The sequence below is a fragment of the Klebsiella sp. CN_Kp113 genome, assembly GCF_040064585.1.
Lineage (GTDB): Bacteria > Pseudomonadota > Gammaproteobacteria > Enterobacterales > Enterobacteriaceae > Klebsiella > Klebsiella michiganensis.
On the sequence record NZ_JBEAID010000039.1, the window covers coordinates 1 to 21,220 of the forward strand.

Annotated in this window: 19 protein-coding genes; 12 read left to right on the top strand and 7 right to left on the bottom strand. The window is 56.5% G+C overall.

The genetic code is table 11. The annotated features are described in order from the left end of the window. Nucleotides 1-250: 250 nt before the first annotated feature. Nucleotides 251-1,060, bottom strand: a complete 810-nt coding sequence (gene iolB, locus ABLV30_RS23860) for a 5-deoxy-glucuronate isomerase (protein WP_047724750.1) — start codon at nt 1,058-1,060, stop codon at nt 251-253. An 18-nt stretch (nt 1,061-1,078) separates the two neighbouring features. Beyond that, entirely contained in the window at nt 1,079-2,584 is a 1,506-nt protein-coding gene (locus ABLV30_RS23865; protein ID WP_046878196.1) for a CoA-acylating methylmalonate-semialdehyde dehydrogenase, read from the bottom strand. A gap of 361 nt (nt 2,585-2,945) precedes the next feature. Between ABLV30_RS23865 and ABLV30_RS23870 the strand changes: the two genes are divergently transcribed. Continuing rightward, entirely contained in the window at nt 2,946-3,767 is an 822-nt protein-coding gene (locus tag ABLV30_RS23870) for a TIM barrel protein (protein WP_064377798.1), read from the top strand. Between the two features lie 86 nt (nt 3,768-3,853). After that, nucleotides 3,854-5,356 (top strand): helicase HerA-like C-terminal domain-containing protein, encoded by a 1,503-nt coding sequence (locus ABLV30_RS23875; protein WP_265800863.1) that lies wholly within the window; start codon nt 3,854-3,856, stop codon nt 5,354-5,356. A gap of 42 nt (nt 5,357-5,398) precedes the next feature. Here the strand turns inward: ABLV30_RS23875 and lptG are convergent, their stop codons facing one another. Together lptG and lptF are read right to left on the bottom strand one after the other, a co-directional pair. Further along, entirely contained in the window at nt 5,399-6,481 is a 1,083-nt protein-coding gene (gene lptG / locus ABLV30_RS23880) for an LPS export ABC transporter permease LptG (RefSeq protein WP_014227676.1), read from the bottom strand. Next, nucleotides 6,481-7,578: an LPS export ABC transporter permease LptF gene (gene lptF, locus ABLV30_RS23885; protein ID WP_004098132.1), complete on the bottom strand. Its 1,098-nt coding sequence runs from the start codon at nt 7,576-7,578 to the stop codon at nt 6,481-6,483. Before lptF ends, lptG begins: the two co-directional genes overlap by 1 nt. 393 nt (nt 7,579-7,971) lie before the next feature. On the opposite strand from lptF, the gene pepA reads away from it, so the two are divergent. The 5 genes from pepA (at nt 7,972) to ABLV30_RS23910 (ending at nt 14,705) form a co-directional block, all read left to right on the top strand. Continuing rightward, a complete protein-coding gene (gene pepA / locus ABLV30_RS23890) occupies nt 7,972-9,483 on the top strand; it encodes a leucyl aminopeptidase (protein WP_064405948.1) in 1,512 nt (503 codons plus the stop codon). A gap of 122 nt (nt 9,484-9,605) precedes the next feature. Beyond that, complete coding sequence (holC, locus tag ABLV30_RS23895; protein ID WP_004098129.1) at nt 9,606-10,049, top strand: DNA polymerase III subunit chi; 444 nt, start codon at nt 9,606-9,608, stop codon at nt 10,047-10,049. Beyond that, nucleotides 10,049-12,904, top strand: coding sequence for a valine--tRNA ligase (locus ABLV30_RS23900; protein WP_004098127.1), 2,856 nt, complete (start codon nt 10,049-10,051; stop codon nt 12,902-12,904). Before holC ends, ABLV30_RS23900 begins: the two co-directional genes overlap by 1 nt. Nucleotides 12,905-13,026: 122 nt before the next feature. After that, nucleotides 13,027-13,530 (top strand): GNAT family N-acetyltransferase, encoded by a 504-nt coding sequence (locus ABLV30_RS23905; protein WP_004098126.1) that lies wholly within the window; start codon nt 13,027-13,029, stop codon nt 13,528-13,530. Between the two features lie 152 nt (nt 13,531-13,682). Continuing rightward, entirely contained in the window at nt 13,683-14,705 is a 1,023-nt protein-coding gene (locus tag ABLV30_RS23910) for an alpha/beta hydrolase (RefSeq protein ID WP_025107460.1), read from the top strand. 40 nt (nt 14,706-14,745) lie between these two features. Here the strand turns inward: ABLV30_RS23910 and miaE are convergent, their stop codons facing one another. Continuing rightward, on the bottom strand, nt 14,746-15,504 hold the full coding sequence (gene miaE, locus ABLV30_RS23915) for a tRNA isopentenyl-2-thiomethyl-A-37 hydroxylase MiaE (protein WP_014227673.1): 759 nt from the start codon (nt 15,502-15,504) through the stop codon (nt 14,746-14,748). 52 nt (nt 15,505-15,556) lie between these two features. Beyond that, the gene (gene rraB, locus ABLV30_RS23920; RefSeq protein ID WP_004098122.1) at nt 15,557-15,982 is read right to left on the bottom strand and encodes a ribonuclease E inhibitor RraB; all 426 of its coding nucleotides are present in this window, start codon (nt 15,980-15,982) and stop codon (nt 15,557-15,559) included. Nucleotides 15,983-16,146: 164 nt separating this feature from the next. Between rraB and argF the strand changes: the two genes are divergently transcribed. Next, on the top strand, nt 16,147-17,151 hold the full coding sequence (gene argF, locus ABLV30_RS23925) for an ornithine carbamoyltransferase (protein ID WP_014227672.1): 1,005 nt from the start codon (nt 16,147-16,149) through the stop codon (nt 17,149-17,151). 111 nt (nt 17,152-17,262) lie between these two features. Here the strand turns inward: argF and ABLV30_RS23930 are convergent, their stop codons facing one another. Then, complete coding sequence (locus ABLV30_RS23930) at nt 17,263-17,715, bottom strand: YhcH/YjgK/YiaL family protein (protein ID WP_014227671.1); 453 nt, start codon at nt 17,713-17,715, stop codon at nt 17,263-17,265. A 192-nt stretch (nt 17,716-17,907) separates the two neighbouring features. Here ABLV30_RS23930 and ABLV30_RS23935 point away from each other — a divergent pair, with 192 nt between their 5' ends. The 4 genes from ABLV30_RS23935 (at nt 17,908) to gbpA (ending at nt 21,180) form a co-directional block, all read left to right on the top strand. Beyond that, a complete protein-coding gene (locus tag ABLV30_RS23935; protein WP_072351778.1) occupies nt 17,908-18,012 on the top strand; it encodes a pyrBI operon leader peptide in 105 nt (34 codons plus the stop codon). A gap of 36 nt (nt 18,013-18,048) precedes the next feature. After that, the gene (gene pyrB / locus ABLV30_RS23940) at nt 18,049-18,984 is read left to right on the top strand and encodes an aspartate carbamoyltransferase (RefSeq protein ID WP_014227670.1); all 936 of its coding nucleotides are present in this window, start codon (nt 18,049-18,051) and stop codon (nt 18,982-18,984) included. Nucleotides 18,985-18,995: 11 nt separating this feature from the next. After that, on the top strand, nt 18,996-19,457 hold the full coding sequence (gene pyrI / locus ABLV30_RS23945; RefSeq protein ID WP_004098115.1) for an aspartate carbamoyltransferase regulatory subunit: 462 nt from the start codon (nt 18,996-18,998) through the stop codon (nt 19,455-19,457). A gap of 259 nt (nt 19,458-19,716) precedes the next feature. Next, on the top strand, nt 19,717-21,180 hold the full coding sequence (gene gbpA / locus ABLV30_RS23950) for an N-acetylglucosamine-binding protein GbpA (protein ID WP_163586426.1): 1,464 nt from the start codon (nt 19,717-19,719) through the stop codon (nt 21,178-21,180). Nucleotides 21,181-21,220 lie beyond the last annotated feature (40 nt).

Sequence of the window (21,220 nt, forward strand, 5' to 3'; positions counted from 1 at the left end):
GGTAAACCCGTAGCCCGGCTAAGCGCAGCGCGAGCCGGGGTGCAGCTGGCTTAAGCTTTTCATTATTCCCGGATGGCGACGTAAACGTCTTATCCGGGCTACTTGTCCGCAGACGATGGTAAACCCGTAGCCCGGCTAAGCGCAGCGCGAGCCGGGGGTATGGCAGAATTGCGACGACGATCTTATTCGGGTAACAGGATCAAAAAGGCCGGCTAGCATGGCTAACCGGCCTTTTTATCCTCAACCGATGCTAATCGTGGCGGGGATAATCAGGGCTATTGATCCACGCGTGATCCTCTTCCCAGGTAAACATCCATTTGCGATCCGGACCGGCCATCACGTTCAGATAGTAGCTGTCATATCCGGCAATCGCCGCCACCGGATGGTAGCCGCGCGGCACCATGACCACATCGTGGTTGTAGGGGGCCATGCAGGCATCAAGGCTGCGGTCATCGGTATAGACGCGCTGGAAGGCAAAACCCTGCGGCGGATCGAAACGGTGGTAGTAGGTCTCTTCCAGCTGGGTTTCCTGGCCCGGCAGTGCCGTATCATGCTTGTGCGACGGCCATGAGCTGGTCGCCCCTTCCTCGGTGTAAACCTCCACCACCAGCAGGCAGTCCGCCTGCGCGCTATCCGGCAGAATATTGTGCACCAGCCGCTGGTTACGCCCTTTACCGCGATGCTCTACGCCCACGTCCTGCGGGGAGATAACCCGTGCAGGGAAGGTTCCTTTACCCGGGGCGCTGCATACGGCCAGCTCGAGGTCAGAATCTGCCGTCACTTCGACTTTATCCTGCGGCGGCACGTAGACTGACCAGGGCGGCGTCCGCTCAAACGGCGACATACGCTGGCCGAGGTTCGGGAAATCCGCCCGCGTGGTTTTTACCGAACCCAGACCGGCAACCAGCACCAGGCACAGTTCGCGATCGCCGCTTTCCAGGGTGACGGTTTGCCCTTTCTTTAACATCCAGACATCAAAACCAATGTACTTCCACCCCGCGCTCTGCGGGGTGATGTGCTGAATCTGCCCTTCTTTTTTTGCTTTAGCCAGTAAAGACATGGCGCTCTCCTTCGCCGATTAGCCTAACGTCGGCATACTGAATTCAGATACGGTTTGCTGACCCTGCGGCCAGCGGACGGTGGCGGTTTTCATACGCGTATAGAAGCGCACGCCGTCCGGGCCATGGACGTTCAGTGCGCCGAATACGGAGCGTTTCCAGCCGCCAAAGCTATGGAAGGCCATTGGAACGGGTACCGGTACGTTGACCCCAACCATTCCGGCCTGGACATCATGGACAAATTCACGCGCGGTGTGGCCGTTGCTGGTAAAGACGGCGCTACCGTTGCCGAACTCATGGCTGTTCACCAGCTCCAGCGCGCTGTGGTAATCCGCCACGCGAACAATCCCCAGCACCGGGCCAAAAATCTCTTCGCGCCAGATAGTCATCTCCGGCGTGACGTTGTCGAACAGCGTTCCGCCGACGTAGTATCCCTCTTCAAACCCGGGCACCTGCGGCTTGCGTCCGTCAACCACCAGCGTCGCCCCCTCGCTGACCCCTTTATCAATATATCCCAGCACTTTTTTCTGATGGGTATCGGAGACGACCGGCCCCATTTCGTTCTCTTCTTTTCCGCGCATACAGCCCGGCCCAACCTTCAGGGATTCCACCAGCGGCTTCAGGCGCGCAATCAGTTTATCCGCCGTTTCATCACCCACGGCGACCACCACCGGCAGCGCCATGCAGCGCTCGCCCGCCGAGCCGAACGCGCCGCCCATAATGGCATTCACGGTGGCATCAAGATCGGCATCCGGCATCACAATCGCGTGGTTTTTCGCCGCACCAAACGCCTGTACCCGCTTGCCATAAGCGCTGGCGGTTTTATAAATATGCTCCGCCACGCCGGAAGATCCGACAAAGCTTACCGCCGCGATCCGCGGGTCCCGGTATAGCTGCTCGGCATCTTCGTTGCTGCAGTGCACGACGTTAAAGACGCCATCCGGCAGACCCGCTTCTTTCAGCAATTCCGCCAGACGCACCGCGGCAGTAGGCGCCAGCGCTGGCGGCTTCAGGACAAAGCTGTTGCCGCAGGCCAGCGCCAGCGGGAACATCCACATCGGTACCATCGCCGGGAAGTTGAACGGCGTAATGCCCGCTACCACGCCCAGCGGCTGCATCAGAGAATAGCTATCAACGCCGGTGCCGACATCCGATGAGAACTCCCCTTTGATCAGGTGCGGAATACCGCAGGCAAACTCAACGACTTCCATGCCGCGCGTCAGCTCCCCCATCGCGTCGGAAAACACTTTACCGTGCTCGCTGACGATAATCCCCGCCAGCTCTTCAGCGTGCTGTTCCAGTAACATTTTAAAATTGAACATCACGCGGGCGCGGCGCAGCGGCGTGGTGCGCGACCAGCTTTCAAAAGCATCACGCGCCACCTGAATGGCGTCAGAGACTTCCTGCGCGGTCGATAGCGTGACTTCGCGGACCACTTTGCCCGTCGCGGGGTCGAAAACCGGCATTGTTTTGCTGCTGCCGCTGGTAACGGTTTTCCCGCCAATAAAGTTTCCTGTGATAGTCATGCTCTCGCCTCATCTGTATGGGGTATCGGGGGCCAACGCAGTACGGCCCATTACTGGATCTGCTGTGCTGTAACCGTAGTAAAATGAAATTAATATTTCAATATTGATGACTAGTGAAATTCTATTTTGGTGATGATGGTCGCAATTTCGTGTAAGAAATTGCCGGCTTGCGGACTAAAGCACGATAAAAAGAGTTGAGATTTAGCGCCACCTGCAACCCGTGCTCTTTTAAATGCAGCAGAAAAATATTTTGCGAGTCGGCTCAAAAAATCACCATTTCATACATTGCTAATTTTGGAATAAATGTTTTGACTATGAGGCATTCGAACGAATTCGATCCCTACGTTTCTGGAGAGTCAAAATGGCTATTGCATCGCAACGTTTCTGCATCAACCGCAAGATCGCCCCGTCACTCAGCATTGAGGCCTTTTTCCGGCTGGTGAACAGCCTGGGGCTGAACAAAGTCGAGCTACGTAACGACCTCCCCAGCGGAAAAGTAACCGACGACCTGAGCCACCAGCAGGTGCGAGAGCTGGCTGACCGCTACCATATTGAGATCCTCACTATCAATGCGGTCTACCCCTTCAACTGCCGCACCGCAGAGGTTCGTAGCCTGACGGAGTCATTGCTGAAAGAAGCCAAAGCCGTTGGTGCCAAATCGCTGGTGCTGTGCCCGCTGAACGATGGTACCGAGGTTCCGGCGAGCGAAACCCTTAACGCCCTGCGTGACCTGGCGCCGCTATTCGCCTTCTACGGTATTCAGGGGCTGGTGGAACCGCTCGGTTTCCCGCAGAGCTCGCTCCGCTCCTCGGCGCAGGCGCAAACGCTGATCCACGACGCGCGGGTGCCGTTTAAGCTGCTGATAGATACCTTCCATCATCATCTTTATCCGCAGGCGGAGCAGGAGTTTAACCAGGTGGATATCGGCGAAATCGGTCTGGTCCATCTTTCCGGCGTAGAGGATACCCGCCCGCGCGAAGCCCTTACCGACAATGAGCGCATCATGCTGACCGCAACAGATCAGCTGCAAAGCTGCGAGCAGGTCAAAAACCTGGAGGCGCGCGGCTATCAGGGCGTGTATGCGTTCGAACCCTTCGCGCCGGAATTGGCAAACTGGAGCGAAGACGATATCCGCCGCGAAATCGAACAGAGCATCGCGTTAATTCAGCGCCACTGCGCCTGACGTGAATAAGCGAAGGTGCGCGTGATTTCCCTCCTTTTGCTATCAGGTTGCCTATACTCGCAGCAGGATAAATGGAGAAATCGCTCATGAGCTCACCTCTGCTGATTGCACGCACGCTGGATAAACAGCTGCATTTACTGCCCGCTATGGCCAACCGCCACGGCTTGATTACCGGCGCCACGGGGACCGGTAAAACCGTCACTCTGCAAAAGCTGGCGGAGTCTTTCTCGGAAATCGGCGTTCCGGTATTTATGGCCGATGTGAAAGGCGACCTCACCGGTATCGCCGAGTCGGGCCAAAGTTCGGAAAAGCTGCAGGCGCGTCTGGAAAAAATCGGCGCAACGGACTGGCAGCCGCACGCCAATCCGGTGGTGCTATGGGATATTTTTGGCGAAAAAGGCCACCCGGTTCGCGCCACGGTTTCCGATCTCGGGCCGCTGCTGCTGGCTCGCCTGCTTAACCTCAATGAGGTTCAGTCCGGGGTGCTGAATATCATCTTCCGTATCGCCGACGATCGCGGGCTGCTGCTGCTCGACTTTAAAGACCTGCGCGCCATAACCCAATACATTGGCGACAACGCCAAAGCGTTTCAGAACCAGTACGGCAACATCAGCAGCGCCTCTGTTGGGGCTATTCAGCGCGGATTATTAACCCTGGAGCAGCAGGGCGCGGAGCACTTTTTCGGCGAACCTATGCTCGATATCCAGGACTGGATGCGCGTCGACGCTGAGGGTAAAGGGGTGATTAATATCCTGAGCGCCGAAAAGCTTTACCAGATGCCGAAGCTGTACGCCGCCAGCCTGCTGTGGATGCTCTCCGAGCTTTACGAACGCCTGCCGGAGGCCGGTGACCAGGAGAAGCCAAAGCTGGTCTTTTTCTTTGATGAAGCGCATCTGCTGTTTAACGATGCGCCGCAGGTGCTGCTGGATAAAATCGAGCAGGTCATCCGCCTGATTCGTTCTAAAGCCGTCGGGGTCTATTTTGTTTCACAAAACCCGGCGGACATTCCCGATGCGGTTCTCGGTCAGCTGGGTAATCGCGTGCAGCACGCCCTGCGCGCCTTCACGCCGAAAGACCAAAAAACGGTAAAAACCGCCGCGCAGACCATGCGCGCGAATCCCGCGTTCAGTACCGAACAGGCGATCCAGGAGCTGGGCACCGGCGAGGCGCTGATCTCCTTTCTTGATGAGAAAGGTAGCCCTTCGATAGTGGAACGCGCGATGGTTATCGCCCCCTGCTCGCGTATGGGGCCGGTCACCGATGACGAACGTAACGGGCTGCTTAACCACTCGGCGCTGTACGGAAAATATGAAGAAGAGATCGACCGTGAATCGGCCTTTGAAATGCTGCAACAGGGCGTTCAGAGCACAACGGAGCAGCAGCAATCACCGCCCGCAAAAGGCCAGCAAAACGGCGATGACGACGGCCTGCTCGGCGGGCTCAAAGACATTCTGTTCGGCACCACCGGGCCGCGCGGCGGCAAACGCGACGGCATTGTGCAAACGGCAGCGAAGAGCGCGGTGCGTCAGGTCACCAACCAGATAGTCAGAGGAATGCTGGGAAGCTTACTTGGCGGGCGGAAACGCTAAAAAAACGCCCCCTTTCTGAATTCAGGAAGTGGGCGCGTGACGTCAGGTTTTACGCATCATCAGCCAGAGGCTCAGCAAGAAGAAGCTGGCGCTCGGCAACAGCGCGCCGATAATCGGCGGAATGCCGTACACCAGGGTGAGCGGGCCGAAAATCTGGTCCAGCACGTAGAAGATAAAGCCGAAGCTGATCCCGGTCACCACTCTGACGCCCATCGGTACGCTACGCAGCGGGCCGAAGATAAACGACAGCGCCATCAGCATCATCACCGCCACCGACAGCGGCTGGAAGATTTTGCTCCACATATTGAGCTGATAGCGGCCCGGATCCTGACCGCTGGACTTCAGATAGGTAACATAGTTGTGCAGGCCGCTGATGGACAGCGCGTCCGGGTCCAGCGCCACCACGCCGAGCTTGTCCGGCGTCAGGTTGGTCTTCCAGGTCCCGCTAACCGTCTGCGTTCCGGTGACCTGTTTCGGGTCAGTCAGGTTGGATTCATCCACCTGCGACAGCCGCCAGAGCTTATTCTCAGTGTCGAACTTTGCCGAAGCGGCATAGCGAACGGACTGTAAGCGGCGCTGGTCGTTAAAGGCGTAAATGCTCACCCCGCCCAGCTCATCATTGCCTTTTACCCGCTCGATATACACAAAGTTATGGCCGTCTTTCGCCCATAGCCCCTGCTGAGTGGAAAGCAGCGAACCGCCGTACATCTGCTGAGCACGATAGTTACGCGCCATCTGCTCGCCCTGCGGGGCAACCCACTCGCCCATCGCCATGGTCAGCAGCACCAGCGGAATCGCGGTTTTCATCACCGACAGCGCCACCTGCAAACGGGTAAAGCCGGAAGCCTGCATCACCACCAGTTCGCTGCGCTGCGCCAGCATCCCCAGCCCCAGCAGCGCGCCGAGCAACGCCGCCATCGGGAAGAAGATTTGGATATCTTTCGGCACGCTGAGAATCGTGTAGATTCCGGCCCCCAGCGCATCATAGTTACCCTGCCCGGCCTTTTTCAGCTGGTCGACAAACTTGATGATGCCCGAGAGGGAAACCAGCATGAACAGGGTCATCATGATGGTATTGAAAATCGTCTTACCGATATAACGGTCAAGTACCCCAAACGCCTGCATCACGCCGCTCCTTTGTTAAAACGGGCACGGAAGCGGCGCATCGGCACCGTATCCCACAGGTTCAACAGCACGGCCAACGCGAAATAGAGCAGGTTTACCGCCCACATCCAGACCATCGGATCCATTTTGCCTTTACCGCCGCTCGATTTAATCGACGTTTGCAGCAGGAAGAACACCAGATAGAGCAGCATCGCCGGCAGCATCGACAGCACGCGGCCCTGGCGCGGGTTCACCACGCTGAGCGGCACCACCATCAGGGCCATGATGAACACCGTTGCCACCAGCGTGAAGCGCCAGTGCAGCTCCGCCCGGGCGCGATCGGTATCGGTATGCCACAGGGTGCGCATATCCATCTGCTCGGTATCGTTCGGGTCGGAGGCCACCGCCTGATGGCCGACTATCGCCTGATAGTTTTTGAAGTCGGTAATGCGGAAGTCGCGCAGCATCGCGGTGCCTTCAAAGCGGGTGCCCTGATTCATGGTCACCACCTGCGAGCCGTCTTTACGCAGCGAGAGCTCGCCGGTATCCGCGACCACCACCGACGGGCGCGCGTTGCCTCGCGGCCGCAGCTGAGCAAGGAAAACGTCGCTGAAGCGGTTGCCGTTGACGTTCTCAATAAACAACACCGCGCTGCCGTCGCTGGCCTGCTGGAACTGGCCCTGAGCCAGCGCCGCCATGCCGGGGTTCGCTTTCGCCTCCGCCAGCACTTCATCCTGGTGACGAGAAGACCAGGGGCCGGCCCACATCACGTTGACCGCCGCGACGACGCCCGTAAAGAGTGCCAGGATCATGGCGGCTTTCACCAGCACGGCTTTACTCAGGCCGCAGGCGTGCATCACCGTAATTTCGCTTTCGGTATACAGTTTGCCCAGCGTCATCAGCAGCCCGAGGAATAAACTCAGGGGCAGAATAAGCTGCGCCATTTCAGGTACGCCCAGCCCTAACAGCGAGAGAACCAGATTTGTCGGGATATCGCCATCAACAGCGGCGCCGAGGATCCTGACCAGTTTCTGACAAAAGAAAATGAGCAGCAGGATGAATAGGATCGCCAACTGGCTTTTCAGCGTCTCACGAACCAGATATCTTATGATTATCACTATAAATACGCCCGTAAAAACCCGTTTTATTGCAGGAAAATTGCTTGTTTCATGGCTTAAACGTCATTTATTCTCTTTGGTCGTCGAAAACATCGCTAAGATTAAATGACTCGCTGGTTCTGCGTATCAGGATCTTTTCTGACGAACCAAGGCCGTAATAACGTTAAGATTAACACGAAGTCACCACAACAGCGGACATGAGTTACGAAAGCTTTCAATTTCTATACTCTATGGATTTCGAGTTGCAGGCAGGCGGCAAGACTGTGAAGCCCCGGAGCTTACATCAGGTAAGTGACAGGGGTGAGCAGGCGCAGCCAACGCATCTGCAACTTGAAAGACGACGAGTATATCTGTAGCCACCACTGTTGTCTTTAAGATTCAGGAGCATAGTGCATGGAGTTCAGTGTAAAAAGCGGTAGCCCGGAGAAGCAGCGGAGCGCCTGTATCGTGGTCGGCGTCTTTGAACCACGTCGCCTCTCCCCCATCGCCGAACAGCTTGATAAAATTAGCGACGGTTATATCAGCGCCCTGCTGCGTCGCGGCGAGCTGGAAGGCAAACCTGGCCAGACTTTATTGCTGCACCATGTGCCGAACATTCTGTCAGAGCGCATTCTGCTTATTGGCTGCGGCAAAGAGCGCGAGCTGGATGAACGTCAGTACAAGCAGGTCATTCAGAAAACAATCAATACGCTGAATGATACCGGCTCAATGGAAGCCGTCTGCTTCCTGACCGAGCTGCACGTCAAAGGCCGCAATAACTACTGGAAAGTGCGTCAGGCGGTCGAGACCGCCAAAGAGACGCTGTACAGCTTTGACCAGTTGAAAACCAACAAAAGCGAGCCGCGTCGCCCGCTGCGTAAAATGGTCTTCAACGTCCCAACCCGTCGCGAGCTGACCAGCGGCGAACGCGCTATTCAGCACGGTCTGGCGATTGCTGCCGGCATCAAAGCGGCGAAAGATCTCGGCAATATGCCGCCAAATATCTGTAATGCCGCCTATCTGGCTTCTCAGGCGCGCCAGCTGGCAGATACCTACAGTAAGAACGTCATTACCCGCGTTATCGGCGAACAGCAGATGAAAGAGCTGGGAATGAACTCTTATCTGGCGGTCGGCAACGGTTCGCAAAATGAATCGCTGATGTCGGTTATCGAATATAAAGGCAACCCGGCGGAAGACGCGCGCCCTATCGTGCTGGTGGGTAAAGGTCTGACCTTTGACTCCGGCGGCATCTCCATCAAGCCTTCCGATGGCATGGACGAGATGAAATACGACATGTGCGGCGCGGCGGCGGTGTACGGCGTGATGCGTATGGTTGCCGAACTTCAGCTACCGCTGAACGTTGTCGGCGTGCTGGCCGGATGTGAAAACATGCCGGGCGGCCGCGCCTATCGTCCAGGCGACGTGTTGACCACGATGTCCGGGCAAACGGTGGAAGTGCTGAACACCGATGCCGAAGGGCGTCTGGTGCTGTGCGATGTGCTGACCTACGTTGAGCGCTTCGAGCCGGAAACCGTTATCGACGTGGCCACGCTGACCGGCGCCTGCGTGATTGCGCTGGGCCACCACATCACCGGCCTGATGTCGAACCACAACCCGCTGGCCCACGAGCTGATCGGCGCGTCCGAACTGGCGGGCGATCGCGCATGGCGTCTGCCGCTTGGCGACGAGTTCCAGGAGCAGCTGGAGTCTAACTTTGCGGATATGGCCAATATCGGCGGCCGTCCCGGCGGGGCGATTACCGCGGGCTGCTTCCTGGCGCGCTTTACCCGCAAGTACAACTGGGCGCACCTGGATATCGCCGGTACCGCGTGGCGTTCCGGGAAAGCCAAAGGCGCGACCGGTCGTCCGGTGGCGATGCTGTCGCAGTTCCTGCTTAATCGCGCCGGATTTACCGGCGAAGAGTAATTGCCGTCTGATGCCCGGTGGCGTTACGCTTGCCGGGCCAACGAAAAGATGCCGTTTATAGGCCGGGTCAGCGTAGCGCCGCCCGGCTTAAGCATTTAAAGTCACCACAAGAAGCCCCATATATGAAAAACGCAACGTTCTATCTTCTGGACAATGATACGCAACAAGACGGCCTGAGCGCCGTTGAACAACTGGTGTGTGACATTGCCGCAGAACGTTGGCGCAGCGGCAAGCGGGTACTCATCGCCTGTGAAGATGAGCAGCAGGCCATTCGTCTGGACGAAGCGCTCTGGGCTCGACCCGCGGAAAGTTTCGTTCCGCATAATCTGGCGGGAGAAGGTCCGCGCGGCGGCGCGCCGGTGGAGATTGCCTGGCCGCAAAAGCGCAACAGCAGCCCGCGGGATATTCTGATTAGCCTGCGGCTAAACTTTGCAGATTTTGCCACCGCTTTCACAGAAGTGATAGACTTCGTCCCTTATGAAGATTCTTTGAAACAACTGGCGCGCGAACGCTATAAAGCGTACCGCATGGCTGGTTTCAACCTGAACACGGCAACCTGGAAATAATGGAAAAGACATACAACCCCCAAGATATCGAACAGCCGCTTTACGAGCACTGGGAAAAGCAGGGCTATTTCAAACCCAATGGCGACGAAAGCCAGGAAAGTTTCTGCATCATGATCCCGCCGCCGAACGTCACCGGCAGTTTGCATATGGGTCATGCCTTCCAGCAAACCATCATGGATACCATGATTCGCTACCAGCGCATGCAGGGTAAAAACACCCTGTGGCAGGCCGGTACCGACCACGCGGGTATCGCTACCCAGATGGTGGTTGAGCGTAAGATTGCCGCCGAAGAAGGTAAAACCCGCCACGACTACGGTCGCGACGCCTTTATCGATAAAATCTGGCAGTGGAAAGCGGAATCCGGCGGCACCATTACCCGTCAGATGCGCCGCCTGGGCAACTCCGTGGACTGGGAGCGCGAGCGCTTCACCATGGACGAAGGCCTGTCCAACGCCGTAAAAGAAGTCTTTGTCCGCCTGTACAAAGAAGATCTGATCTACCGCGGTAAGCGCCTGGTCAACTGGGACCCGAAACTGCGCACCGCCATCTCCGATCTGGAAGTGGAAAACCGCGAGTCTAAAGGCTCGATGTGGCATATCCGCTATCCGCTGGCCGACGGCGCGAAAACCGCTGACGGTAAAGATTATCTGGTCGTCGCCACCACCCGTCCGGAGACCGTGCTGGGCGATACCGGCGTGGCCGTTAACCCGGAAGATCCGCGCTATAAAGACCTTATCGGCAAATTCGTGATCCTGCCGCTGGTTGACCGCCGCATTCCGATTGTGGGCGATGAACACGCCGATATGGAAAAGGGCACCGGCTGCGTGAAGATCACCCCGGCGCACGACTTTAACGACTATGAAGTGGGCAAGCGTCATGCGCTGCCGATGATCAACATCCTGACCTTTGACGGCGACATCCGCGAAACCGCGGAAGTTTACGACACCAAAGGCAACGAGTCCGATGTCTACTCAAACGCCATCCCGGCGGAGTTCCAGAAGCTGGAGCGCTTTGCCGCGCGTAAAGCGGTGGTTGCCGCTATCGACGCCCTGGGCCTGCTGGACGAGATTAAACCGCACGATCTGACCGTTCCGTACGGCGACCGCGGCGGCGTGGTAATTGAGCCGATGCTGACCGACCAGTGGTACGTCCGCGCCGACGTGCTGGCTAAACCGGCGGTTGAAGCGGTGGAGAACGGCGACATCCAGTTCGTGCCGAAGCAGTACGAAAACATGTACTTCTCCTGGATGCGCGATATTCAGGACTGGTGTATCTCCCGCCAGCTGTGGTGGGGTCACCGCATCCCGGCATGGTACGACAACGACGGCAACGTCTACGTTGGCCGCACCGAAGACGAAGTGCGTCAGGAAAATAACCTGGGTGCCGACGTGGCGCTGCGCCAGGACGAAGACGTTCTCGATACCTGGTTCTCCTCCGCGCTGTGGACCTTCTCCACCCTCGGCTGGCCGGAAAACACCGATGCCCTGCGTCAGTTCCACCCGACCAGCGTGATGGTTTCCGGCTTCGACATCATCTTCTTCTGGATTGCCCGCATGATCATGATGACCATGCACTTCATCAAAGATGAAAACGGCAAGCCGCAGGTGCCGTTTAAAACCGTCTATATGACCGGTTTGATCCGCGATGACGAAGGCCAGAAGATGTCCAAATCGAAGGGCAACGTTATCGACCCGCTGGATATGGTCGACGGCATTTCCCTGCCGGAGCTGCTGGAAAAACGCACCGGTAACATGATGCAGCCGCAGCTGGCGGAAAAAATCGCCAAACGCACCGAGAAGCAGTTCCCGAACGGTATTGAGCCGCACGGTACCGACGCCCTGCGCTTTACCCTGGCGGCGCTGGCCTCTACCGGCCGCGATATCAACTGGGATATGAAGCGTCTGGAAGGTTACCGTAACTTCTGCAACAAGCTGTGGAACGCCAGCCGCTTTGTGCTGATGAATACCGAAGATCAGGATTGCGGCTTTAACGGCGGCGAGATGACCCTGTCGCTGGCGGACCGCTGGATCCTGGCGGAATTCAACCAGACCATCAAAGCCTACCGCGAGGCGCTGGACGGCTTCCGCTTCGATATTGCCGCAGGCATTCTGTACGAGTTCACCTGGAACCAGTTCTGCGACTGGTATCTGGAGCTGACCAAGCCGGTAATGAACGGCGGTTCCGAGTCTGAGCTGCGCGGCACCCGTCACACGCTGGTGACCGTTCTGGAAGGTCTGCTGCGCCTGGCGCACCCAATTATTCCGTTCATCACCGAGACCATCTGGCAGCGCGTGAAGGTCATTTGCGGTATCACTGCCGATACCATCATGCTGCAGCCGTTCCCGCAGTACGATGCGTCTCAGGTTGACGAAGCGGCGCTGGCCGATACCGAATGGCTGAAGCAGGCGATCGTCGCCGTGCGTAACATCCGTGCGGAAATGAACATCGCCCCAGGTAAGCCGCTGGAGCTGCTGCTGCGCGGCTGCAGCGAAGCCGCAATTCGTCGCGTGAACGACAACCGCAGCTTCCTGCTGAACCTGGCGCGTCTGGAAAGCATCACCGTGCTGCCTGCCGATGATAAAGGTCCGGTTTCCGTGACCAAAATTATCGACGGCGCCGAGCTGCTGATCCCGATGGCTGGCCTTATCAATAAAGAAGATGAGCTGGCGCGCCTCGCTAAAGAGGTGACCAAAATCGAAGGCGAGATTGGCCGCATCGAAAGCAAACTCTCCAACGAAGGCTTTGTGGCGCGCGCGCCGGAAGCGGTGATCGCCAAAGAGCGTGAGAAGCTGGAAGGTTACGCGGAAGCAAAAGCGAAGCTGATTGAGCAGCAGGCGATTATCGCCGCGCTGTAATTCACTCGCCCCTTATCCATTCGGATAAGGGGCGTTTTCTGTGAAAGATCCTCGCTTGCACTCTCCCCTCCCGCAGTGTTATTAACAACATTATCCGTCATTATTTTGCAATGAGTCTTCACATGAATACGAGCGCAACCCTACCGCTAACCCTGCGCCGCATCACGGCTAATGATAATCCGGCGATTGCCGCTGTTATCCGCCAGGTCTCCGCTGAATATGGTCTGACCGCCGACAAAGGCTATACGGTAGCCGATCCGAATCTGGATGAACTCTATGAGCTTTATAGCCAGCCGGGTTCCGCCTATTGGGTCGTTGAGCAGAATGGTGAAGTGGTGGGCGGCGGCGGAGTGGCACCGCTCTCCTGCAGCGAGCCCGATATCTGCGAACTACAAAAAATGTATTTTATGACCTCCGCGCGCGGCCAGGGGCTGGCGAAAAAGCTGGCGCTGATGGCCCTTGATTACGCCCGCGAGCAGGGATTCAAACGCTGCTATCTGGAAACCACCGCCTTCCTGAAAGAAGCGGTCGGTTTATATGAGCACCTCGGCTTCGAGCATATTGCTGAGCCGCTGGGCTGCACCGGCCACGTTGACTGCGAAGTCAGGATGTTGAAAGTGCTGTAGCGCCCGCAAAACGGCGACGTTGATTAATCGAAAAAATGCATGGTTTTCATGCAAAAAGAGCGTTATTCACCGCCCGTTTTCGCTAATACACTCTTCGAGCATTTGATCTTTTCGCCTGCCGCCGCGGCAGGCTTTGCTCAGGATAGAACATCATGAAAAAACTCCCCCTCCTGCTCACCGGCGGCCTGCTGCTTGCCGGCATGGCTTCCTGCGTTAACGCCGGCGAACTTGCTGGCAATACCGAAGGCGCTCAGGTCATTCGCGTGGAAAAAACCCGGGGCCGTATCGATGCGCTCAACGATATCGTTTATAGCCAGGTAAAAAGCACCGTCGCCGTTCGTCAGCTGCATATGTCTTTACTGGTACCGCGTAATGGCGATCTGAAACCGGCAATCATCTATTTCCCCGGCGGCGGTTTCACCAGCGCGGCCTGGAATAAGTTTATCGAGATGCGTATGGCGCTGGCGGCGGCGGGATTCGTCGTCGCGGCGGCGGAATACCGTACGGTTCCCGACACCTTTCCGGCCCCGGTTATCGATGGTAAAGCCGCCGTTCGCTATCTGCGCGAACATGCCGCGGAATACGGTATAGACCCGTCGCGTATTGGCGTGCTGGGGGATTCCGCAGGCGGCTATATGGCGCAGATGCTGGCGCTCACCAACGGTGACAAAACGTTCGATCGTGGCGATAACCTGGCGCAATCCTCGGACGTGCAGGCCGCCGCCACGCTGTACGGTATTTCGAACCTGTTGAATATCGGCGAAGGTTTTCCGCAGGCGATTCAAAAAGTGCACCAGTCGCCGGCGGTCACTGAAGCACTGCTGGTACACGGTAGCGCCTTTCGCGACTGGCCGGGAGCGACGATTGACAGCGATCCGCAAAAAGCCCTGGCGGCCAGCCCGATGGGCCATATCAGCGGTAAAAAGCCGCCGTTTTTAATTATGCACGGCAGCGCCGACACCCTGGTTTCACCGGTACAAAGTCAACAGCTCTATCGCGCGCTGAAAAAGGAGGGCAACCCGGCCGATTACGTGTTGCTGGCGGGCGCGGAGCACGGCGATGACAGCTGGTATCAGAAGCCGGTTATTGAACGGGTGGTGAACTGGTTTAAAGCGACCCTCGGCGCGCCCAAAGCCGCCGCGACGGCAGAGAAAGACAAAAACGCCAATCTGTAATGGATCGTCAGGCCGCGGCGGTGAAGCGGCGGCCTGACGCTCAGGCGGGCACGCCGCTGTGAAAACGAAACTCCGCTTCAGGCGCGTTAATAAGCGCCGCTTCCGCTTCGCCAAGCTGGCGCACGCGTTCGCTGATATCGTCCTGGGCGATTCTCTGCGCCAGGTCCAGATAGTCCTGATAGTGGCGCGCTTCGGAACGCAGCAGCGACAGATAAAACTTCTGCAGATCGTCATCCAGCCATGGCGCCAGCGCGGCAAAACGCTCGCAGGAGCGGGCTTCAATATAGGCTCCGCAGATGAGTTTATCGATCAGCATGACCGGTTCGTGAGAACGCACTTCCCGGCGCAGCCCGCGGGCATAGTTGCTGGCGGTGATTTTGACGTACGGGATTTCGCGGGAAAGCATGATTTCCCTCACCTGCCAGAAGTGATGCAGCTCCTCTTTGATCAGCAGAATCATGCTGTCGAGTAGCTGACGTCCCCAGGGATCGTCGGTCTGCGGCATGGCGCTTTTATTTATCTGCTTATGCAGCGCGACGAAATCCGGCTCCGGCCCCCAGCGGTAGGTGAAGTCCTCATACGGCTTCAGGCAGGCCAGCAGCTCATCCGCGTCCGCTTTATCCGCGACGTATCGACGCACCAGCAGCATAGCGTTTTGCGCCGCTTTCAGCTCGCACACCATATGGTCGGTCAACAGCAGCGGGAGGTTTTCCGGTTTACGGGCTTCATCAATCCACGCCTGAGGAGTTGGGCAATGCAGAAAGCTTAAAATCGGGGCGAGTATTTGCGGGTAATCCATTAAAATTCCTTGCTATACGGCGGCATACCGCACCGCCGTATACCTCTGCTACTTAGTGGCGAACGCCGTCATCGTCTTCATCAACCAGATCTTCGTCGTCGTCACCTTCTTCGTCTTCCCCGTTCGGATCTTCGTAGTAGGTGCCCCAGCCGTCGTATTCAACGTCGTATTTTTCCGCCAGGGTCATCAGCTGCTCAACCTGGGCGTCAATCAGCTCGGCATTCAGCGCGGATTCGCTGAGAATATCGCAGCAAATCACGGTATCGCCCTCTTCGACTTCCAGCTCTTCCGGCTCAGTCACTTCGTAGCCCAGCTTGAAGGCCTCGACCGCCACTTTCTCCAGCGTTTCGAAATCATCGGCAGAGAGATGATGCTCAATGGTGTACAGCGCGTCAGGATCGCTGCCGTCTTCGAGCAGCTCTTCAATAATCAGGCGCGTTTCTTCACGCTGTTCTTCCAGTAATTCCGGGTTTGCCATGGCTCGTTCCTCATAATGTGTCGCGGATGCTTCTATTGTCACATACCGCCGTGATTGCCTCCACCTTCTGAGCGAAAGATTTATGACACGGGGTTGCAAATGAATATTCATACATATAAAGTGAATTTTAATTCAACAAATGGCTTGAGCCATGTGAGGGAACCATGTCCGCGTTTTATCAGAAGCATTTTTTAAAGTTGCTCGATTTTACCCCCGCCGAAATCACCGCTCTGCTTGAGCTGGCGGCCAGGCTTAAAGCTGATAAGAAAAACAATATTGAAATTCAGCATCTCACCGGCAAAAACATCGCGCTCATCTTCGAAAAAGACTCTACCCGCACCCGATGCTCTTTCGAAGTTGCCGCATTTGACCAGGGCGCTCGCGTCACCTGGCTCGGCCCCAGCGGCAGCCAGATTGGCCATAAAGAGTCGATTAAAGACACCGCCCGCGTGCTGGGGCGCATGTACGACGGTATTCAATATCGCGGCCACGGCCAGGAAGTGGTTGAAACCCTGGCCGAGTATGCCGGCGTTCCGGTATGGAACGGCCTGACCAACGAATTCCACCCCACCCAGCTGCTGGCGGACTTACTGACCATGCAGGAGCATCTGCCGGGCAAAGCCTTTAATCAGATGACCCTGGTCTACGCCGGCGATGCGCGGAATAATATGGGCAACTCTATGCTCGAAGCCGCCGCGTTGACCGGGCTGGATCTGCGTCTGGTCGCGCCAACCGCCTGCTGGCCGGAAGAGAAGCTGGTCGAGCAGTGCCGGGCGCTGGCGCAGAAAAACGGCGGCAATATTACGCTGACCGAAGATATTGCGGCGGGCGTGAAGGGCGCGGACTTTATCTATACCGACGTCTGGGTATCGATGGGCGAAGCCAAAGAGAAGTGGGCGGAGCGTATCGCTCTGCTGCGCGGGTATCAGGTAAATAGCGAGATGATGGCGCTGACCGGCAATCCGCAGGTGAAATTCCTCCACTGCCTGCCCGCGTTCCACGACGACCAGACCACGCTCGGCAAACAGATGGCGGCGGAGTACGGCCTGCATGGCGGTATGGAAGTGACCGACGAGGTATTTGAATCCGCGGCGAGCATCGTTTTCGACCAGGCGGAAAACCGCATGCATACCATCAAAGCGGTGATGGTGGCGACGCTGGGTAAGTAAGCGTTCCCGCGATATTTCCCCGGATTGCGCTGCGCTTATCCGGGCTACTCGCCCCCAAACCGCGCGGATCTGTAGCCCGGGCAAGGCGCCAGCCGCAGCCCGGGGTATTTTTTACGCCATCAGCATCTTCACTACCGCTTTGCGCACCTTCGCCGGCGTGCCCACGGCGCACAGCGGCTTATGCACTTCACCGGGATAGAACACCACAAAGTCGCCTTCGCTGAGGATGACGGTTTTTTCCTGCGCCCCCTCCGCCAGGAAAGCGATGTCTTTCTCCGCCAGCCAGTCGATATCCGGCGCGCCGGCAGGGAGAACGCTAAAGGTCATTCCTTCCTGGCCTTTCAGTACAATCTGGATGTCCAGGTAGCGGGCGTGATACTCGGCGCGGCGGTCGGCCATCGGCTCGGTGGTATCTTCGGAAATGAGATAGAACAGGTTGTTGCCGTCAATATCATGTTTACCCAGCGGCGTCGCGTCGGTGACATGCGCTTTAACATGTTCGATCGCCTCACGCAGAGACGCCGGCAACCCGCTTTGCAGATGGTGAATATTTCCAACGATCATAATAGCCCTCAAATATAAAACAGCTTTTCATTTCGAGTTTATACCCCCCATCCGACTGCCATACCACTTCTTTTTGCGGGTTTTTTGCGTTAACGCATGATTCCCCAGGCAAACGTTTACCTGTTTGTGGATTAATCGCTTGATCCGAAATATGAGCTGCGTATAATGCCACCCGTTTTGCCGGGAGGAATTATGGTTCAGTGTGTACGACATCGCGTCTTACCGCGTCTGAAAACAGACGCTGGCCTGCCGTTTTTTCTTTCCGTTGCATCCGTATTCGTAAAGCCCCTTATTTAAGGGGCTTTTTTTTTGCCCAGGCGTCAGGAGATAAACATGGCTAACCCGCTATATCAAAAACATATCATTTCCATAAACGATCTCAGCCGCGAAGACCTTGAACTGGTACTGGCAACCGCAGCAAAACTCAAAGCCAATCCGCAGCCGGAGCTGCTCAAGCATAAAGTGATCGCCAGCTGCTTTTTTGAAGCGTCGACCCGCACCCGCCTGTCGTTTGAGACCTCCATGCACCGCCTGGGCGCCAGCGTGGTCGGTTTCTCAGACAGCAGCAACACCTCGCTGGGCAAAAAAGGCGAAACCCTGGCCGATACCATCTCGGTCATCAGCACCTATGTCGATGCCATCGTCATGCGCCACCCGCAGGAGGGCGCGGCGCGTCTGGCGACCGAGTTCTCCGGCGGTATTCCGGTACTCAACGCCGGCGACGGCGCGAACCAGCATCCGACGCAGACCCTGCTGGATCTGTTCACCATTCAGGAGACCCAGGGCCGTCTGGAAAATCTTAACGTGGCGATGGTGGGTGACCTGAAATATGGCCGCACCGTTCACTCCCTGACCCAGGCGCTGGCGAAATTTAACGGCAACCGCTTCTACTTTATCGCCCCGGACGCGCTGGCCATGCCGCAGTACATCCTCGACATGCTCGACGAAAAAGGCATTGCCTGGAGCCTGCATAGCGCCATTGAAGAGGTGATGGAAGAGGTGGACATTCTGTATATGACCCGCGTGCAGAAAGAGCGCCTCGACCCGTCGGAATATGCCAACGTGAAGGCGCAGTTCGTCCTGCGCGCCGCCGACCTGGAAGGCGCGCGCGCGAACATGAAGGTGCTGCATCCGCTGCCGCGCATTGATGAAATCACCACCGATGTCGATAAAACGCCGCACGCCTGGTACTTCCAGCAGGCGGGTAACGGCATCTTCGCGCGCCAGGCGTTACTGGCGCTGGTACTGAATAGCGATCTGGCACTGTAAGGGGAAAAGAGATGACACACGACAATAAATTACAGGTAGAAGCCATCAAACGTGGCACCGTTATCGACCATATCCCGGCGCAGGTCGGCTTTAAGCTGCTGACCCTGTTCAAACTGACCGAAACGGATCAGCGCATCACCATCGGCCTGAACCTGCCGTCAGGCGAAATGGGCCGCAAAGATTTGATCAAAATTGAGAACACCTTCCTGACCGACGAGCAGGTCAACCAGCTCTCCCTGTACGCGCCGCAGGCCACGGTAAACCGCATTGATGAGTATGAAGTCGTCGGTAAATCCCGACCGAATCTGCCAGACCGTATTAACAACGTGCTGGTATGCCCGAACAGCAACTGTATTAGCCACGCCGAGCCGGTGTCCTCCAGCTTTGCGGTGAAGAAACGCGAAAACGATATCGCGCTGAAGTGCAAATATTGTGAAAAAGAATTTTCACATCATGTCGTGCTGGCAAATTAAATTCGCCAGGTTTTATCAGGAGCAGCCCGATAAACGGGACTGCTCCTGAACGATAATTTAAATCATCCGCACGGCCGTCAACTCACTGACCACGGGTCAGATAATCAACATTCATCAATTTCTCATCAACACGCCTCATAATTAAAAATAACAAACAATGAGATTAATCATTAAATATCACTGCTATTGAACCTGAATTTTCCCCTTCATACACTCCAGTGCGTTTTCCATTATTTAATCAATGTTCACAGGATGAATTATGAAAGTGAAAAAAATATCGTTATATACAGCAACATTATTATTTACCTCCTCAGCATTGGCGCACGGCTATGTGGAATCGCCGCCAAGTCGGGCGTACCAATGTCATTTAGGGAAAAACACCGACTGCGGTTCGGTGCAGTGGGAACCGCAAAGCGTCGAGCAAGCGAGCGGTTTTCCTGAAGGGGCAATGCCGCCTGATGGTAAACTGGCCAGCGCGGGTAAAAGCAACTTCTCGCAGCTAGATAGCCAGAGCCCGACTCGCTGGGCGAAAACCACGATAAAGAGCGGTAAAAATAATTTCGTCTGGCACCATTCTGCGCCGCATAGAACGACTAACTGGCGTTATTACATTACCAAACAGAACTGGGATCAAAATAAGCCGCTGACGCGCAGCGATTTTGAAACTAGGCCATTTTGTCAAATCGACGGTAATGGCGCGACGCCGGCTGTACAGGTCACGCACTCCTGTAATGTACCCGATCGCACCGGCTATCAGGTTATTTATGCCGTCTGGGAAATTGCCGATACGGCAAATAGTTTTTATCAGGCCATTGACGTTGATTTCGGCGGCGCCAGCGATGAAACGGAGAATGAATCCCTCTGGACAACGCAGCTCGCCGGCCAGCTTAGCGGGAAAGATCTCCATGCGGGAGATAAAGTCATTGCCCATTTCTTTAACGCGAGCGGTGAAGTTCATTCGCTACAAACGGAATTGACCATCGCCAGCGAAGCGCAAGGAAAAAGCAGCCAGTGGTCTTACGATCTGGCTGAAGCTATTAATACCGCGCACCAGGGCAAGCTGCGCGCCGGGGTAAAAGGGAGTGATGGCAACATTACCCCCCTCCACGGCGTTAACCAGGTGTATGTGCCAAAAGACAGCACCGTTCAAAGCGTTACGCTGACCTACGCCGAGTCGCAGTCAGACGATATCGTGGAAGAATCCCTGAGCGTCGCCAACGTTAACGCAACCAAAATCGCCAACGGGAAAGCGACGGTGACGTTCAACGCCACGGCCAGCGGCAAAATGCATCTCACCGCCACCGTCAACGACCATGCGGGCACGCAGAAAGGGAGCATTCAGCAGACGATAGATAATCGCTCCCTGACGGTATCTATTCCGCTGACCAACGTTCAGGCAGGTCATCATATGCTGCGCTACTCAGCCAGCAATGCGCAGGGCGCCACCCTCAGCCAGGGGGTCATTGACCTGATGCTGGAAGAGAGTACGGTTCAGCCGGATCCGACGCCTGCGCCTGCGGGGAACTACGACTATACCTTCCCGGATAACCTGAAAAGCTATAAGGCGGGAACGAAAGTCATGCAGCCTAAAAACGGCAAAGTGTACCAATGTCGCCCGTTCCCCTACAGCGGCTACTGCGTGCAGTGGAGCCAGTACGCCACTCAGTTCGAACCGGGTACAGGTTCTGACTGGACCATGGCATGGACGGAAGTCACCCACTAACTTCATCCTTCAGGCTCACGCCTTATGCGGATAGCGCGCT

Bases quoted from the DNA above. Each gene is read 5' to 3' on its own strand.
- iolB (WP_047724750.1), bottom strand. From the start codon at position 1,060: ATGTCTTTACTGGCTAAAGCAAAAAAAGAAGGGCAGATTCAGCACATC.
- ABLV30_RS23865 (WP_046878196.1), bottom strand. From the start codon at position 2,584: ATGACTATCACAGGAAACTTTATTGGCGGGAAAACCGTTACCAGCGGC.
- ABLV30_RS23870 (WP_064377798.1), top strand. From the start codon at position 2,946: ATGGCTATTGCATCGCAACGTTTCTGCATCAACCGCAAGATCGCCCCG.
- ABLV30_RS23875 (WP_265800863.1), top strand. From the start codon at position 3,854: ATGAGCTCACCTCTGCTGATTGCACGCACGCTGGATAAACAGCTGCAT.
- lptG (WP_014227676.1), bottom strand. From the start codon at position 6,481: ATGCAGGCGTTTGGGGTACTTGACCGTTATATCGGTAAGACGATTTTC.
- pepA (WP_064405948.1), top strand. From the start codon at position 7,972: ATGGAGTTCAGTGTAAAAAGCGGTAGCCCGGAGAAGCAGCGGAGCGCC.
- holC (WP_004098129.1), top strand. From the start codon at position 9,606: ATGAAAAACGCAACGTTCTATCTTCTGGACAATGATACGCAACAAGAC.
- ABLV30_RS23900 (WP_004098127.1), top strand. From the start codon at position 10,049: ATGGAAAAGACATACAACCCCCAAGATATCGAACAGCCGCTTTACGAG.
- ABLV30_RS23905 (WP_004098126.1), top strand. From the start codon at position 13,027: ATGAATACGAGCGCAACCCTACCGCTAACCCTGCGCCGCATCACGGCT.
- ABLV30_RS23910 (WP_025107460.1), top strand. From the start codon at position 13,683: ATGAAAAAACTCCCCCTCCTGCTCACCGGCGGCCTGCTGCTTGCCGGC.
- miaE (WP_014227673.1), bottom strand. From the start codon at position 15,504: ATGGATTACCCGCAAATACTCGCCCCGATTTTAAGCTTTCTGCATTGC.
- rraB (WP_004098122.1), bottom strand. From the start codon at position 15,982: ATGGCAAACCCGGAATTACTGGAAGAACAGCGTGAAGAAACGCGCCTG.
- argF (WP_014227672.1), top strand. From the start codon at position 16,147: ATGTCCGCGTTTTATCAGAAGCATTTTTTAAAGTTGCTCGATTTTACC.
- ABLV30_RS23930 (WP_014227671.1), bottom strand. From the start codon at position 17,715: ATGATCGTTGGAAATATTCACCATCTGCAAAGCGGGTTGCCGGCGTCT.
- ABLV30_RS23935 (WP_072351778.1), top strand. From the start codon at position 17,908: ATGGTTCAGTGTGTACGACATCGCGTCTTACCGCGTCTGAAAACAGAC.
- pyrB (WP_014227670.1), top strand. From the start codon at position 18,049: ATGGCTAACCCGCTATATCAAAAACATATCATTTCCATAAACGATCTC.
- pyrI (WP_004098115.1), top strand. From the start codon at position 18,996: ATGACACACGACAATAAATTACAGGTAGAAGCCATCAAACGTGGCACC.
- gbpA (WP_163586426.1), top strand. From the start codon at position 19,717: ATGAAAGTGAAAAAAATATCGTTATATACAGCAACATTATTATTTACC.